Here is a 14653-nt window from a genome sequence, read left to right on the forward strand (position 1 = left end):
ATGACGAAGGCCCCCCGCGGCGCGGGGGGCCTTCGGTGCGTCGCGGGTCAGGCGGCGGACGGGCCGACGTTGGTGCGGGAGCCGACCACGTCGAGCACGTGGGCCACGGCGTCGGCGACCGGCACGCCGTTGCGCTGCGAGCCGTCCCGGTAGCGGAACGAGACGGTGCCGGCGGCCACGTCGTCGTCGCCGGCGATCACCATGAACGGGACCTTCTGCTGCTGCGCGGTGCGGATCTTCTTCTGCATCCGGTCGTCGCCCGCGTCGACCTGGGCGCGGACGCCCTCGGCGCGCAGCGCGGCGACGAAGCCGTGCAGGTAGTCGGTGTGGTCCTCGCGGATCGGGATGCCGACCACCTGCACCGGGGCCAGCCACGCCGGGAACGCGCCCGCGTAGTGCTCGGTGAGCACCCCGAAGAAGCGCTCGATCGAGCCGAAGAGCGCCCGGTGGATCATCACCGGCCGCTGCCGGGTGCCGTCGGCTGCCTGGTACTCCAGCCCGAAGCGCTCCGGCAGGTTGAAGTCGACCTGGATGGTGGACATCTGCCAGGTCCGGCCGATGGCATCCTTGGCCTGCACCGAGATCTTCGGGCCGTAGAAGGCCGCGCCACCCGGGTCGGGCACCAGGTCCAGCCCGGACTCCTCGGCGGCGGAGCGCAGGGCCTCGGTGGCCCGCTCCCAGTTCTCGTCGGTGCCGACCGACTTCTCCGGGTTGCGGGTGGACAGCTCCAGGTAGAAGTCGTCCAGGCCGTAGTCACGCAGCAGTTCGAGCACGAAGACGAGCAGCGACTTCAGCTCGCCCGCCATCTGCTCCTCGGTGCAGAAGATGTGCGCGTCGTCCTGGGTCATGCCGCGTACCCGGGTCAGGCCGTGCACCACGCCCGACTTCTCGTAGCGGTAGACCGTGCCGAACTCGAACATCCGCAGCGGCAGCTCGCGGTAGGACCGCCCCCGGGACCGGAAGATCAGGTCGTGCATCGGGCAGTTCATCGGCTTGAGGTAGTAGCTCGCGCCCTCGACCTCCATGGGCGGGAACATGCCGTCGGCATACCAGTCCAGGTGCCCGGAGACCTCGTACAGGTGGCCCTTCGTGATGTGCGGGGTGTTGACGAAGGCGTAGCCGGCCTGCTCGTGCTTGATGCGCGAGTAGTTCTCCATCTCCCGGCGGATGATGCCGCCCTTGGGGTGGAAGACCGCCAGGCCCGAACCCAGCTCGTCGGGGAAGCTGAACAGGTCCAGGTCCACGCCGAGCTTGCGGTGGTCGCGCCGCGCGGCCTCCTCCAGCAGCTTCAGGTACGCCTTCAGCTCGTCCCGGGTCGGCCAGGCGGTGCCGTAGACCCGCTGGAGCTGCGGGTTCTTCTCGGACCCGCGCCAGTACGCGGCGGCCGAGCGCATCAGCTTGAACGCGCCGATCAGCCGGGTGTTCGGCAGGTGCGGGCCCCGGCACAGGTCCGACCAGCAGACCTTGTCCTCTTTGGCGGCCAGGTTGTCGTAGATGGTCAGCTCGCCGCCGCCCACCTCCATCACCTCGGAGGTGTCCAGCCCCTCGCCCTTGACGTCGATGAGCTCCAGCTTGAACGGCTCGGCGGCCAGCTCGGCCTTCGCCTCGTCGAGGCTGCCGAAGCGCCGGCGGCGGAACCGCTGGCCGGACTTGACGATCTCCTGCATCCGCTTCTCGAGCTTGCCGAGGTCGTCCGGCTGGAACGGCTTGTCGACGGCGAAGTCGTAGTAGAAGCCGTTCTCGATGGGCGGGCCGATGCCGAGCTTGGCCTCCGGGAAGACGTCCTGCACGGCCTGGGCGAGCACGTGCGCGCAGGAGTGCCGCAGCACGTTGAGCCCGTCCGGCGAGTCGAGGCTGACCGGCTCGACCTCGGTGTCGGCCTGCGGGGCCCAGTCCAGGTCGCGCAGCTGGCCCTGCGGGTCGCGGACCACCACGATCGCCTTCGGGCCGGACGCGGGCAGACCGGCCGCGGCCACCGCGTCGGCCGCCGTGGTCCCGGCGGCGACGACGACGGGGTCGGCCACGGCGGGGGTACGGGGTGCGGACACGGTGACTCCTCCAGCAGACGGCACGGATGACGCCGAACGTTCGGCTCCTGCGATGCTATCGGTCGCCCCCGCCGGCACGGTCGCCGACGCCACCGCCCCCGGGTCCGTGGGACGGGCGCCGCCCCGTCGGCACCCCGGCCGGGCCGAGCGCGCCGGGCCCGGCCGGCGTCCTGAGCCCTGCGTTGAACCTTTGCGTCCCCGCATCCGAACTACCGGACGTGGCCGGAACCGTGCCGGCCCCTGGAGACGGATGGGACCGACGATGGCGACGATGCACGGTGTGCGGCCCGAGCCTCGGCCCCGGCGCCGGGCCGCGACGGTGGCAGTCCTGGCGGCGGCCGGGGTGCTGACCTGGCCCGCCCCGGCGTACGCGGCCGACGTGACGACCAGCCCGACGCAGGCGCGACAGGGCGGTGCGGTGAAACTGGAGTTCGTGGTGCCCGACGAACTGCCGGGCGCCCGCGCCGAGCGGATCGAGATCCGGCTGCCGGCCGACGCCCCGATCGCCGAGGTCTATCCGATGTCGGTGCCCGGCTGGGCGCCCCGGATCACCTCCCGCAGGCTCGACCAGCCGGTCGCCGGCATCCACTCGTCCCGGGTCGACGAGGTGACCAGCGCGGTGACCTGGGTCCGGATGCCCGGCACGGCTCCCGGCCCGGCCCGGCTCACCCTGTCCATGGGGCCGTTGCCGCAGACCGACCGGCTCACCTTCGAGGTGCTGCGCACGTACGCCGACGGCACGGTGGTGCGCTGGGCCGGGCCGACCGGGGCTCGCCGGGCGCCGACGCTCACCCTGCTGCCGGCGGCCCCCGGCGCGGCGGCCGGGCACGGCGGGCACGCCGCCGCCCCGGCGCCCGGGGCGGCGGTTGGCGGGGCGGGCGACGTCCCGGCGGCGGGGGCCCGGGCGGCGGGTGGGCCGGCGGCCGGCGACGCCCCGGGCGGCGGCGGGAACGCGGACGGGATGCTGGCCGCCGGGCTGCTCGCCGGCCTCGGCGGGGGCGCGGCGATCGGCTGGCTGGTCAGCCGCTGGCGCCGCCGCGAGCCGGCCGAGCCGGCCGAGCCGGCCGAGCCGGTCGACCTGTCGGTGCTGCGGGAGGACCCGACGCCCCGGACCGACCCGGACGGGCCCGGGCCGGCCGCCGCCCGGCCCGGCGCGACCGGCGTCGAGCCGGACGGGCGCGCTGCCGGGGCCGATGAGCACGTCGCCCCGGAACGCGTCCCGCACGTGCCGGCCGGCGCGCCCGCCGTCGGGGCCGGTGCGTCCGCCGCCGGGGCGCAGTCGCCGGGCAGGCCGGCCGCCGCCCGCTGAGCGGGGCGGGTGTCGGGTCGTGGATCAGGTGGCGGTCAGCCGGCCCAGTCCGGCAGGGGCTCGCGGGCGGCCAGCCAGTCGGCCGGCACCCCGCCCGGCGTGCCGACGCCGGTGTGCGCGGCCACCACCGCCCCGGCGATGGCGGCGGTGGTGTCGACGTCCCCGCCGGCCTCGACGCACGCGCGGACCGCCGCCGGGTAGTCGTCCAGGTGCACGGCGGCCACCCAGCAGGTAAAGGCGACGGTGTCCTGGGCGGTGACCCGGGAGCCGTTGCCGAGCACGTCGGCGGCCTCGGCGACCGGGCGGTCGAGCAGGCCGGCGGCCCGGCGTACGCCCCGGTGCACCTCCGTGGCCGGGTCCAGCGCGGCGGTGACGCCGGCCAGCAGCCGCTCCGGGGCGGGCCGGTGGCCGTCGAGGCGGGCGCGGGCGGCCAGCGACGCGGCCACCGCCACCGCCACCGCGCCGGCGACGCCCTCCGGGTGCGCGTGGGTCACCTCCGCCGACGCCCGGGCCTGCGCCGCCGCCCGCGCGGTGGAGTCGGCGTACCACGCGCCCAGCGGGCCGACCCGCATCGCCGCGCCGTTGCCGCAGGAGCCCTGACCGTCGAAGGCCGAGGCGGCCGCCACCGGCCAGGGCGTGCCGGTGCGGATCAGCCGCAGGATGGTCACCGCGCCCGGCCCGTACCCCCGGTAGGGCTCGCAGCGCTCGGCGAAGGCGGCGGCGAGCGCGTCCCGGTCGATCCGGCCGGTCTCGGCCAGGGCGGCGACCACCGAGCAGGCCATCTCGGTGTCGTCGGTCCACTGCCACGGCGGTGGGGGCAGCTTCCCGACGGCCAGGTCGGCCGGGTGCCGGCCGGGAACGAAGAACTGTGAGCCGAGCGCGTCGCCCACCGACAGGCCGGCGAGCGAGTCCCGGGCCAGCGCGAGGCGGGTGTCGGGAAAGAGCGTGAAGGACATCGTTGTACCAGCTTGCCCTTTTCCAGCGTGCGCCACAAACGCGATCGACTTGCCACCGCGGGTACGGTCTTGCTGTGGCCACCGTGCTCCTGGTCGAAGACGATCACGTCGTACGCGGCGCGATGCTGCGATCCCTCGCCGACCGGGGGCACGCCGTGCACGCCGTCGGCACGGCGCTGGACGCGCTGCGCCGGGTGGCGGCCGAGACCCCCGACCTCGTGGTGCTCGACCTCGGGCTGCCCGACCTCGACGGCTCGGACGCGCTGCGCATGCTGCGCGGCATCACCGACGTGCCGATCATCATCGCCACCGCCCGCGACGACGAGCAGTCCGTGGTGCGGCTGCTGCGCGCCGGGGCCGACGACTACATGGTCAAGCCGTTCACCGGCGCGCACCTCGACGCGCGGATCACCACCGTGCTGCGCCGGGCCGGGCGGGCCAGCCGCACGGTGCAGCCGGCCGTGCACAGCGTCGGCGGGCTGCGGGTGGACGTCGGCGAGCGCAGCGCCCACCTCGACGGCGAGCCGCTGGCGCTGACCCGCAAGGAATTCGACCTGCTGGCCTATCTCGCCGCGCGGCCGGGCCGGGTAGTGTCCCGCCGGGAACTTCTGGAGGAGGTATGGCGGCAGCCATCGGTCGGCGAGGACCAGACCATCGACGTTCACCTGTACTGGCTGCGCCGCAAAATGGGCGAGTCCGCGGCGAAGCCGCGCTACCTGCGCACCGTGCGGGGGGTCGGCTTCCGGCTGGTGGCGCCGGACTGAGGCCGTCGCTGGCCCTGCTCACGGCCGGCATGTGCGCCCTGGTGGCGCTCGCGTTCCTCGTCCCGCTCGCCCTCGGTCTCGCCGACCGGGCGCGCGAGGAGGCCATCGCGGACGCCGCCCGACGCAGCGCGCTGGTGACCGGCGCGCTCGCCGTCAGCACCGACCCCGCCGTGGTGCAGCGCGTCGTGGCGGCCAGCGGCGACGACCCGGCCACCCGGCCGGTCGTGCACGGGCTCGGGGTGGACGAGTCGGCGGGCCGGGCCGACGCCGGGAGCCTCGAGCGCGCGCGGGCCGAACGGCGTTCCGTGGTCGTCGACGTCGAGGGCGGCGTGCTCCGGCTGGACCCGGTCGTGCTCGGCGACACGACGGCCGTGGTCGAGGTCTTCGTGCCCGAGTCGGAGCTGGCCGGCAACAGTCGGTGGCTGCTGCTGCTCGGGGTGGCCGCCGCCCTGGTGGGCGCGGCGGTACTGGTGGTGGACCGGGTCGCCGCCCGCGCGGTCGACTCGGCCCGGGGCCTGGTCCGCGCGGCGCTCGCGATCGGCGACGGCGACCAGGGCGTACGCGTCGACCCGAGCGGTCCACGGGAGCTGGCCGAGGCCGGGCACGCCTTCAACCGGATGGCCGACCGGCTGGACGCCGCCCGCACCGACGAGCGGGAGCTGGTCGCCGACCTGTCGCACCGGCTGCGCACCCCGCTGACGGTGCTGCGGCTCGACGCGGAGGCGCTGGAGTCCGACGACACCAGCGTGGGCTCGTTCAGCGAGGCGGAACTGGACCGGCGGCGCGGCATCCGCCGGATCCGGCAGGCGATCGTCACCCTCGAGGGCGAGATCGACGTGCTGATCAAGACCACCCGCAAGGCGGTCGCACACGAGGCCGGGCCGGCGATGTGCGACGTCAGCGAGGTGGTGCGGGACCGGATGGTGTTCTGGGCCGCCCTGGCCGGCGACCAGAACCGGCCGCACCGGGTCAGCGGCGCCCAGCTGCGCATCCCGGCACCGGTCCCCCGGGCCGAGCTGGCCGCCGCGCTGGACGCGGTGATCGGCAACGTCTTCCGGTACACCCCGCAGGGCACCGCGTTCGAGGTGGCGGTCTCGCGCCGCGACGGGTACGTGGCCATCCGGATCGACGACGCCGGGCCGGGGATCGCCAACCCGGACCGGGCGCTGCGCCGGGGCACCAGCGACCAGGGCTCGACCGGGCTGGGGCTGGACATCGCCAAACGGGTGGCGTTGCAGGCGAACGGCTCGGTCAGCATCGACCGGGCCCGGCTGGGCGGGGCGAGCGTGGTGATGCTGCTCGCCGACCCGGAGGCGACGCCCCGGCAGGTCAGCCGGTTCGGCCTGGTCGGCCGGATGGCCCGGGAGCAGAAGACCGGCAGCCGCCGCTGGCCCCGCCAGCGGCCCACCGACGACTGAGCCGCGGCCCGGCCGGGCGGCCCCGGTCCGGCGGCCGGTTGTGGGGCGGCGCAAGTCTTCCTTAGATCGCGGTTAACCGTGGTGCCGGAGCGGGCCGGCGCTGACAGGATCGAATCCGAACCCATCAGTTCCACCGGTCAATGCCTCGGGGCACCCCACCGGCCGGTGGAGCCGGGCGCGCGGCGGGAGACTCGGTCCCCCCACACCTCCTCCCGCCGCGCGCCGCCCCCTCTCCGCGCTCAGCCGGTGGCGGCGGCCAGGTGGGCGTCGATCTCGGCGGTGATCCGCCGCTTGCCGGCCGGGTCCAGGAACGAGGCGGTCACCGCGTCGCGGGCCAGCGCCGCCAGCCCTTCCGGACCAACGTCGAGCAGCCGGGCCGCGACGGCGTACTCATCGTCGAGGGTGGTGCCGAACATCGGCGGGTCGTCGGAGTTGATGGTGACCAGCAGGCCGGCCTCGACCAACTGCCGCAGCGGGTGCTCCTCGATGCTGGCGACCGCGCGGGTACGCACGTTGGAGGTCGGGCAGACCTCCATGCCGATGCGGTGCTCGGCGAGGTAGGCCAGCAGCTCCGGGTCCCGCGCGGCGGAGATGCCGTGCCCGATGCGCTCCGCGCCGAGGTCGCGCAGCGCGTCCCAGACCGTCTGCGGGCCGGTGGTCTCGCCGGCGTGCGGCACCGAGCGCAACCCGGCCGCCCGGGCCCGGTCGAAGTACGGCTTGAACTGCGGCCGGGGCACCCCGATCTCGGGGCCGCCGAGGCCGAAGCTGATGAGCCCGTCCGGGCGCTCCTCCAGCGAGATGCGCAGCGTCTCCTCGGCCGCCGGCAGGCCGGCCTCGCCGGGGATGTCGAAGCACCAGCGCAGCTCGATGCCGAAGTCCGCCTCGGCCCGCTTGCGGGCGTCCTCGATCGCCTCGCAGAAGGCGGGCGCGGGGATCCCCCGGTGCACGTGCGAGTAGGGCGTGACGGTCAGCTCGGCGTAGCGGACCTGCTGGCGGGCCAGCTCGCGGGCGACCTCGTGGGTGAGCAGCCAGACGTCCTCGGGGTCGCGGATGAGGTCCACGACGCTCAGGTAGACCTCGATGAAGTGCGCGAAGTCGCGGAAGGCGAAGTAGTCGGCGAGCGCGGCCGGGTCGGCGGGCACGGGGCTGCGGCCCTCGTGGCGGGCGGCCAGCTCGGCGACGATCCGGGGCGAGGCGGAGCCGACGTGGTGCACGTGCAGCTCCACCTTGGGCAGTCCGGCGATGAAGGTTTGCAGGTCGGTCACTGGTTCTCCTCTGCGCGGGCGCCGGTGCGGGCGACGAAGAAGACGCGGCGGAACGGGAAGTGCACCTGAGCGTGCCGCACGGGGTACGCCTCGGCGAGTCGTACGCCCAGCTCGGCCCGGAAGTCGGCCCAGCCGGCGGCGTCCAGGGCCGCGCGGACCGGCCGGAGCGCGGTCCCCTCCAGCCAGCTCAGCACGGGGTGGTCCGCGTCGACGCGGGCCGGCAGCAGGTGCACGTAGGTAGTCTCCCAGGCGTCCACCGCGCAGCCGGCACCGGTCAGCAGCTCGGCGTAGCCGACGGCGGTGTCGTCGGCCGGGGGCCGGCGCAGCAGCGGGGCGACGTCGGCACGCCACGCCGGACGGTCGGCGACCTCGCGCAGCGCCCGGTGCGAGGGGGCGTCGAAGTTGCCCGGCACCTGCACGGCCAGCCAGGCGCCGGCGGGCAGTTCCCGCGCCCAGCGGGTGAGCAGTTCCCGGTGGCCGGGCACCCACTGGAGCACGGCGTTGCTGACCACGACGTCCACGTCGGGTTCCGGGTGCCAGTGCCGGACGTCGCCGACGGCGAAGGAGACCCTGGCGGCGGTGGCGGTGGCGGTGGCGGTGATGGCGGTGGCGGTGGCGGTGGCCTCCGCGATCATCTCCGGCGAGGAGTCGAGGCCCGCGACCCGGCTGTCCGGCCACCGTGCGGGGAGGGTGGCGGTCAGGTTGCCCGGGCCGCAGCCGAGGTCGACCACCGCGCGCGGGCGCTCGGCCGGGACCCGCGCGAGCAGGTCGTGGAAGGGCCGGGAGCGCTCGTCGCCATAGCGCAGGTACGTCGTCGGATCCCACATAACTGCCTCCCAAACCGTACGTCCGTCTTGTTAACCGTACGGCCCGCCGCGCGACCGGACAAGCCGATCACTAGGCTCAGTCCCATGGAGCAGCGCACCTTCCCCCGGCTGGGGCGGCGCGTCGGGGTGATCGGGCTGGGTGCCTGGCAACTCGGCGCGGACTGGGGCACGGTCAGCGAGGCCGACGCCACCGCCGTGCTGACCGCCGCCGTCGAGTCGGGGGTCACCTTCCTCGACACGGCGGACGTCTACGGCGACGGGCGCAGCGAGCAGCTCATCGGGCGGTTCCTGCGCAGCCGGCCCGACGCCGGGCTGACCGTGGCCACCAAGATGGGCCGCCGGGTCGCGCAGACGCCCGAGGCGTACACCCTGGCGCACTTCCGCGAGTGGACCGACCGGTCCCGGCGCAACCTCGGCACGGACACCCTCGACCTGGTGCAGCTGCACTGCCCGCCCACCGCCGTCTTCGCCGACGACGCCGTCTTCGACGCGCTGGACACCCTGGTCGCCGAGGAACGCGTCGCCGGCTACGGGGTGAGCGTGGAGACCTGCGAGCAGGCGCTCACCGCCATCGCCCGGCCGGGGGTGGCCAGCGTCCAGATCATCCTCAACGCGCTGCGGCACAAGCCCCTCGACCGGGTGCTCCCGGCCGCTGCCGCCGCCGGGGTCGGCGTCGTCGCCCGCGTCCCGCTGGCCAGCGGGCTGCTCTCCGGCCGGTACGACGAACACACCACCTTCGCCGCCGACGACCACCGCACCTACAACCGGCACGGCGAGGCGTTCGACGTGGGCGAGACCTTCTCCGGTGTCGACTTCGCGCTGGGCCTGGCCGCCGTACGCCGGCTGGCGCCGCTGGTCGGCGACGGACGCACGATGGCCCAGTTCGCGCTGCGCTGGGTCGTCGACCAGCCCGGCGTCACCGTGGTCATCCCCGGCGCCCGCGACGCCGCCCAGGCCCGGGGCAACGCCGCCGTGGCCGGCCAGGCCCCGCTCTCCGGACGGGAGCTGGCGGCGGTGGCGGAGGTCTACGACGAACTGGTCCGTCCGCGGGTGCACGACCGGTGGTGAGTCGGGCGGCCAGGACGGGGATCGACGGAGGGAAGACGCGATGAAGGGCTGGCTGCCGCTCACCCTCGGCCTGCTCGCCGTGGTCGGCGGTGCGGTGTGGACGGTGCAGGGCCTCGGCTACGTCGAGGGCAGCGTGATGACCGACCAACGGATCTGGGCCGTGCTGGGGCCCGTCGTCGTCCTGGCCGGGTTGGTCACCCTCTGGTTCGGGCTGCACGCCCGCAAGCGACGCTGAGCGCTGCCCGCCTCTCCCGGTGGGCGGCCAGGTTGGCGAGTGGCAGGCCGGGGCCGGCAGCTCGCGTAGGGGCCGCGGCGGCGGGCCTCGTGAACGCGGAAAGCCCCGCATCCTTGGCGGGATACGGGGCTTCGCTGTGATCCGGGCGCCGGATCACCCACTGGCCGGCGGCTGCCGACCGGCACTGCTCAGAGGGGGCGGACCTGCTCGGCCTGCGGACCCTTCTGACCCTGGGCGATCTCGAACTCCACCCGCTGGTTCTCCTCCAGCGTGCGGTAGCCGCTGGTCTGGATGGCCGAGAAGTGGACGAACACGTCAGCACCCCCGCCGTCGACGGTGATGAAGCCGAAGCCCTTGTCTGCGTTGAACCACTTCACGGTTCCCTGCGCCATGTGAATCTCCTTCTAAAACTGGCGGCCGAGCACGCCGTGCGGCCGATTGGCCGTTTTCGAGCAGCGGTGCCTGAGGCGGCCCCCACGAAGGAGACTTCGCTCAACCCACGCCATCTCTCAACAGCGTGGAACAGCAAACCACGTAGCGAAAACTCTGCACAGAGTACCGGACGAAATTCTTCGACATGTGACCTGACGGGTGCCGAAGATCCGCTGGGTGGGCCCTTGCACCCGCGCGAAAAGACCCCCGCACCAGCGCACCGGTACGGGGGTCCTTTTCGTCGTCGTCGGGTCAGTCCGGCCAGCTTCCGGTGAACCGGCGTACGCCCACCGCGCCACCCCGGTCGACGGCGGCCCGGACGACCGCGAAGATGGCGCCCTGCAACGCCGCCGCCGCCAGGACCTCGCCCCAGCCACGGTCCTCGTCGGTGGCGCTGGGCGCCTCGCCGTCGCCCGCCGTCATCTTCCACACCTGCCGGAAGATCGCGCCCGCGACCGTACCGGCGGCGATGCCCATCAGCACGCCGACCGGCTTGTACGCGGCCTTCCCGATGCCCCTGCTCACCGCTGCCTCCCCCGAACGATCACCAACACGATCACGGCCGCCACCGCGCCCGCCGCGAGGGCGACGAACGGCGTCGGGTTACGCCGTACGACGGCGCCCTTCTCCTGCGCCTGCTCCCGCGCGAGCTGCGCCTTCTGCGCCGCCTGCCCGCGCACCCGGGCCACGGTCTGCGCCGTCTGGTCCCGCATCCGCTCCTTCGCCTGGTCGGCGGAGGACCTCAGCCGCGCCTTGACGTCGGCCTTGGCCGCCAACGCCTCCATCGTCTCGCCCAGCTCGACCCGGGTCCGCCGGATCTCCTCCCGCAGCGCCTCGGTGTCGCCGGTGCCCCGGCCGTTGCCCGTCGTCATGCCCGTCCCCTGTCCTTCACGGCGGCGGCGACCGTGTCCACGTCCGCCCGGACGCTACGGACCGCGGCCTGCGGCACCGGCGGGACCGCCTGGCTGACCTGCTTCTTGCCCACCAGGGCCAGGACCCCGGCCATCGCGAAGAGCACCACCGCGACGATCAGGGCCGCCGCCCAGGCCGGAAGCACCAGGTCGAGCAGCAGGATCGCGGTGGCGACCAGGGCACCCAGGCCGTACAGCGCCAGCGCACCGCCGCCGCCGAAGAGACCGATGCCGATACCGGCGTGCTTGCCCTTCTGGGTCAGCTCCGCCCGGGCCAGGGCCAGTTCGTCCCGGACCAGGCGGGAGACCTGCTCCGTGGCCCGCTGCACCAGCTCGGCGGTGGACGGCTCGCTCCCGGTACGGGATGTGCGGGCGTTCGCCACGTCAGCCATGCTGTCCTCCTTTCATCATCACCGCGCTGTATGCCCGGAGTCGCCGCCCGTCAATCCTTCGCCCGGCAGCCGTTGAGCCCGTACCGCCGCGTCCCCGAGCCGCCGACGGCGCGGAAGAAGGTGCAGAAGCGTCGCGCAGCAGGTCCCCGCCAAACGCCCGGTCAAACTTCCCGAGCCAGCGCACTCCGCCCGGCCGCCCCACGAGGCACAACCCCGCCCACACCTCCAACGCTCCCCGCCGCCCACAGGTCACGACCCACCCCACGCCCCCACCCCACCCCGTGGCCCCCGCCCACCTCACCGCTGGGGTCGATCATGCAGTTGTGGTGAGCGTTATCCGAGCGATGCCCCTTTTGCGGGGGGCCACAACTGCATGATCGACGCCGCCCCTTGGGCGGGCGCGGCCGCGTCGAGCGGGGCGGCCCGTCCTTGGGGCGGGGTGGGACCGGGTGGGGTGGAACCGGGTGGGGCGGGTGGGTGGTCAGCGGCGGGATTCGGCGGGCTCGTCGGGGCCGACGAAGGCCTCGCTGCGGGCGTCGCCGTCGTCGCTGCCGCCGAAGACCCGCGCGTCGTCGGGCACCTCGGGGTCGTTGAGCCGGCGCACCGGCCGGCGGGGGCGTACCCACTGCCACGCCAGGTTGCTCTCCGCGTCCCCGATCTCGGTACGCATCCGGGGCATGGCGGTCGGCCGGTGGTCCCGGATCCAGGCGACCAGGTGCTCGCGGACCAGGCAGCGCAGGTCCCAGAGGCTGCCGGCGTCGGCGGCGCTGACCAGGGCACGCACCTTGATCGTCCCGCCGGTCGCGTCGGTCACCTGGAGCACGCAGACCCGGCCGTCCCACAGCTCGGTGCCCTCGACGAGGCGGCGCAGCTCCTCCCGCATGGCCTGCACCGGCACCGCCCAGTCGACGTCGAGCTCGGCCGTGCCCAGCACCGCCGCCTCGGTGCGGGTCCAGTTCTGGAACGGCTTGCTGGTGAAGTACGAGGTGGGCAGGATCAGCCGCCGGTCGTCCCAGATCTGCACGACCACGTAGCTGAGCGTCAGCTCCTCGATGCGGCCCCACTCCCCCTCGACCACCACCACGTCGTCGAGGCGGACCGCGTCGCTGAAGGCGAGCTGGAGCCCGGCGAAGACGTTGCCCAGCAGGCTCTGCGCGGCCAGCGCGGCGACCACACCGACCACACCGGCGCTGGTCAGCACGCCGGCGCCGATGCCGCGTACGGCCGGGAAGGTCATCAGCATGACGCCGATCGCCAGCACGACGATCACCGCGATCGTCAACCGGCGCAGCATGACCACCTGTGTCCGCACCCGCCGCGCGTGCCGGTTGTCCGGCACGTCCACCCGGAACCGGGCCAGTGCGGTGTCCTCCGCCACGACGAGCAGCGAGGCGACCAGCCAGGCGACGCTGGCGATCACGCCGAGCACCAGCAGGTGCAGCAGCACCTGCCGCCACTGGTCGCCGACCGCGTAGCCGGTGCTGAACCGCACGGCGAACTGGACGGCGACGACGGTGGCAGCGACCTGGATCGACCGGTGCGCGTGGTCGGTGAGCTCGGTCAGCAGCAGCGAGCGCCGACCGACCCGCCGGATCACGCGGTGCGCGACCTCGACCGCGAACAAGGCGATCGCCGCCGCGGCGAGCGCGGCGACGATCGTCCCGAGGTAGCTCTGCACAGGTTTCTTCCTCCTCCTGGCGCCGGGCACGTGCTTCGGGCAAAGGCCCAATAGTGCCCGGCGACGCCGGAATCGACCAGGTTCAGACCTTGCGATACCGGGACTGGAGGAAGCAGAAGACGCCGAAGGCGGCGATACCGAGCGCCACCAGGGTGAGCAGGATCTGGCCGTACGCCTGGTCGCGCAGCGTGCGCAGTGCCGCGTCCAGACCGCGGGCCTTCTCGGGGTCGTAGTTGACGGCGGCCAGGATGATCAGCAGGCCGGAGATGCCGTACGCGACGCCCTTGGCGATGTAGCCGGCCATGCCCAGCCGGCGGGTGAGCTGGCGCGTCTTGGCGTTCATCTCACCGGTCTTGAGGTGCTTCTCGAAGCGCTTGATCAGCCCGTAGATCACCAGGCCGACGCCGATCGCGGCGAGGCCGAGCCCGGCCAGGCCGACCAGCCAGCGGCCACCGGAGGACTCCATGAGCTTGCCGGTCAGCGCCTCCTGCTGGTCGGCGCTGTTCGAGCCGGCGTCCTTGAAGACCTTGAAGGCCGTCCAGGCGAAGTAGAGGTAGACGACGGTGCGTCCCGCCGAGGCGAGCCGCTCCCAGACGCGCTCCTTGTCGCGCTCGGCGCGGTGCCCGACGGCCGCCTCCAGCGCCTGCCAGATCGCCATGGCGAGCAGGCCGACCGCGATGGCGATGACGAGGAACTTGCCCATCGGCTGCTGGGCGAGGGTGCGCAGCGCGCCGGACTGGTCGCCGTCGTCGCCGGCCTTGCCGAACGCGATCTGCAACGCCAGCCAGGCGAACAGGAGGTGCACGATGCCGTAGCCGATGAAACCGACTCTGGCCAACAACTCGAGCCACCTGCTGTTCGCCGTACGGGAGGCGGTGGCTTCGGCATTCCGGGTGAGTGACATGGCGCCTCAATCACCGAATACGAAGATTTCCAAACGTCGGCCACCGCCGCCCCGACGGATCAGTTGCCGGGATTCCTCGACACCCGGATCTTGACCTCCTGGTCGGTGACGCTGTCCAGCGTCACCGCGAAGCCCCCGACCTCGGTGGCCTGCTGGCCCGTCGTCAGCGACAGCTGCTCGCCGGCGACCTCGACCGTGACCTGGTCGCCCTGCGCGCCGATCAACTTCGCCTCCACCCCGAGGATGGTGGCGCGGGCGTCCACGCCCCGGTCGAAGGTGACGGTGCAGGCGTCCAGACCGCAGTCGGTGCTGGCGCCCTCGGAGCTGCAGCCGGCGAGCACGGCGGCGCCGAGCGCCAGGCCTGCCAACAGGCCGGCGGCCCGGCGGGTGGGGGTCAGCGGGAAGGCAACACGTCGGTTCGTCACCCCGCCAAGGGTACGAGACGC

The 14653-nt window shown here is 74.0% G+C and carries 16 protein-coding genes; 5 read left to right on the forward strand and 11 right to left on the reverse strand.

All coding sequences use genetic code 11. From position 1 onward, the window contains the following. Positions 1 to 47 precede the first annotated feature (47 nt). Entirely contained in the window at positions 48 to 2048 is a 2001-nt protein-coding gene (thrS, locus tag ACGFNF_RS10045) for a threonine--tRNA ligase (protein ID WP_393167039.1), read from the reverse strand. A 271-nt stretch (positions 2049 to 2319) separates the two neighbouring features. Between thrS and ACGFNF_RS10050 the strand changes: the two genes are divergently transcribed. Continuing rightward, the gene (locus tag ACGFNF_RS10050; RefSeq protein ID WP_393167041.1) at positions 2320 to 3357 is read left to right on the forward strand and encodes a DUF1775 domain-containing protein; all 1038 of its coding nucleotides are present in this window, start codon (positions 2320 to 2322) and stop codon (positions 3355 to 3357) included. A gap of 35 nt (positions 3358 to 3392) precedes the next feature. On the opposite strand, the gene ACGFNF_RS10055 is transcribed toward ACGFNF_RS10050, so the two are convergent. After that, complete coding sequence (locus tag ACGFNF_RS10055; RefSeq protein ID WP_393167043.1) at positions 3393 to 4313, reverse strand: ADP-ribosylglycohydrolase family protein; 921 nt, start codon at positions 4311 to 4313, stop codon at positions 3393 to 3395. A gap of 74 nt (positions 4314 to 4387) precedes the next feature. On the opposite strand from ACGFNF_RS10055, the gene ACGFNF_RS10060 reads away from it, so the two are divergent. Together ACGFNF_RS10060 and ACGFNF_RS10065 are read left to right on the forward strand one after the other, a co-directional pair. Continuing rightward, positions 4388 to 5077 carry a response regulator transcription factor gene (locus tag ACGFNF_RS10060; protein ID WP_089001050.1) on the forward strand — a complete coding sequence of 230 codons (690 nt, stop codon included), beginning with the start codon at positions 4388 to 4390 and terminating at the stop codon, positions 5075 to 5077. A gap of 29 nt (positions 5078 to 5106) precedes the next feature. Then, the gene (locus ACGFNF_RS10065) at positions 5107 to 6495 is read left to right on the forward strand and encodes an ATP-binding protein (protein ID WP_393167045.1); all 1389 of its coding nucleotides are present in this window, start codon (positions 5107 to 5109) and stop codon (positions 6493 to 6495) included. Between the two features lie 239 nt (positions 6496 to 6734). Here ACGFNF_RS10065 and ACGFNF_RS10070 read toward each other — a convergent pair whose 3' ends face one another. Both ACGFNF_RS10070 and ACGFNF_RS10075 read right to left on the reverse strand, forming a co-directional pair. Continuing rightward, positions 6735 to 7760 (reverse strand): adenosine deaminase, encoded by a 1026-nt coding sequence (locus tag ACGFNF_RS10070; protein WP_393167047.1) that lies wholly within the window; start codon positions 7758 to 7760, stop codon positions 6735 to 6737. Beyond that, positions 7757 to 8587: a trans-aconitate 2-methyltransferase gene (locus ACGFNF_RS10075; RefSeq protein WP_393167049.1), complete on the reverse strand. Its 831-nt coding sequence runs from the start codon at positions 8585 to 8587 to the stop codon at positions 7757 to 7759. The genes ACGFNF_RS10070 and ACGFNF_RS10075 overlap by 4 nt, the downstream gene beginning before the upstream one ends. Positions 8588 to 8671: 84 nt before the next feature. Here ACGFNF_RS10075 and ACGFNF_RS10080 point away from each other — a divergent pair, with 84 nt between their 5' ends. Both ACGFNF_RS10080 and ACGFNF_RS10085 read left to right on the forward strand, forming a co-directional pair. Next, positions 8672 to 9655: an aldo/keto reductase gene (locus tag ACGFNF_RS10080; protein WP_357578870.1), complete on the forward strand. Its 984-nt coding sequence runs from the start codon at positions 8672 to 8674 to the stop codon at positions 9653 to 9655. A gap of 40 nt (positions 9656 to 9695) precedes the next feature. Further along, on the forward strand, positions 9696 to 9890 hold the full coding sequence (locus ACGFNF_RS10085; protein WP_357578869.1) for a hypothetical protein: 195 nt from the start codon (positions 9696 to 9698) through the stop codon (positions 9888 to 9890). Between the two features lie 188 nt (positions 9891 to 10078). Here ACGFNF_RS10085 and ACGFNF_RS10090 read toward each other — a convergent pair whose 3' ends face one another. The 7 genes from ACGFNF_RS10090 to ACGFNF_RS10120 all read right to left on the reverse strand — a co-directional run bounded on the left by ACGFNF_RS10090 (position 10079) and on the right by ACGFNF_RS10120 (position 14632). After that, the gene (locus ACGFNF_RS10090) at positions 10079 to 10282 is read right to left on the reverse strand and encodes a cold-shock protein (RefSeq protein ID WP_011905669.1); all 204 of its coding nucleotides are present in this window, start codon (positions 10280 to 10282) and stop codon (positions 10079 to 10081) included. Positions 10283 to 10574: 292 nt separating this feature from the next. Next, the gene (locus tag ACGFNF_RS10095; RefSeq protein WP_089001055.1) at positions 10575 to 10847 is read right to left on the reverse strand and encodes a DUF4235 domain-containing protein; all 273 of its coding nucleotides are present in this window, start codon (positions 10845 to 10847) and stop codon (positions 10575 to 10577) included. After that, entirely contained in the window at positions 10844 to 11194 is a 351-nt protein-coding gene (locus ACGFNF_RS10100; RefSeq protein WP_393167051.1) for a DUF3618 domain-containing protein, read from the reverse strand. Before ACGFNF_RS10100 ends, ACGFNF_RS10095 begins: the two co-directional genes overlap by 4 nt. Then, positions 11191 to 11625: a phage holin family protein gene (locus ACGFNF_RS10105; protein ID WP_151456905.1), complete on the reverse strand. Its 435-nt coding sequence runs from the start codon at positions 11623 to 11625 to the stop codon at positions 11191 to 11193. The genes ACGFNF_RS10100 and ACGFNF_RS10105 overlap by 4 nt, the downstream gene beginning before the upstream one ends. 481 nt (positions 11626 to 12106) lie before the next feature. Next, a complete protein-coding gene (locus ACGFNF_RS10110; protein ID WP_393167053.1) occupies positions 12107 to 13303 on the reverse strand; it encodes a mechanosensitive ion channel family protein in 1197 nt (398 codons plus the stop codon). A gap of 82 nt (positions 13304 to 13385) precedes the next feature. Next, positions 13386 to 14207 (reverse strand): DUF1206 domain-containing protein, encoded by an 822-nt coding sequence (locus tag ACGFNF_RS10115; protein WP_393167055.1) that lies wholly within the window; start codon positions 14205 to 14207, stop codon positions 13386 to 13388. A gap of 59 nt (positions 14208 to 14266) precedes the next feature. Further along, positions 14267 to 14632: a hypothetical protein gene (locus ACGFNF_RS10120; RefSeq protein WP_151456105.1), complete on the reverse strand. Its 366-nt coding sequence runs from the start codon at positions 14630 to 14632 to the stop codon at positions 14267 to 14269. Positions 14633 to 14653 lie beyond the last annotated feature (21 nt).

Origin of the sequence: Micromonospora sp. NPDC048868, from assembly GCF_043198195.1 — a bacterium.
Classification (GTDB): domain Bacteria; phylum Actinomycetota; class Actinomycetes; order Mycobacteriales; family Micromonosporaceae; genus Micromonospora; species Micromonospora reichwaldensis.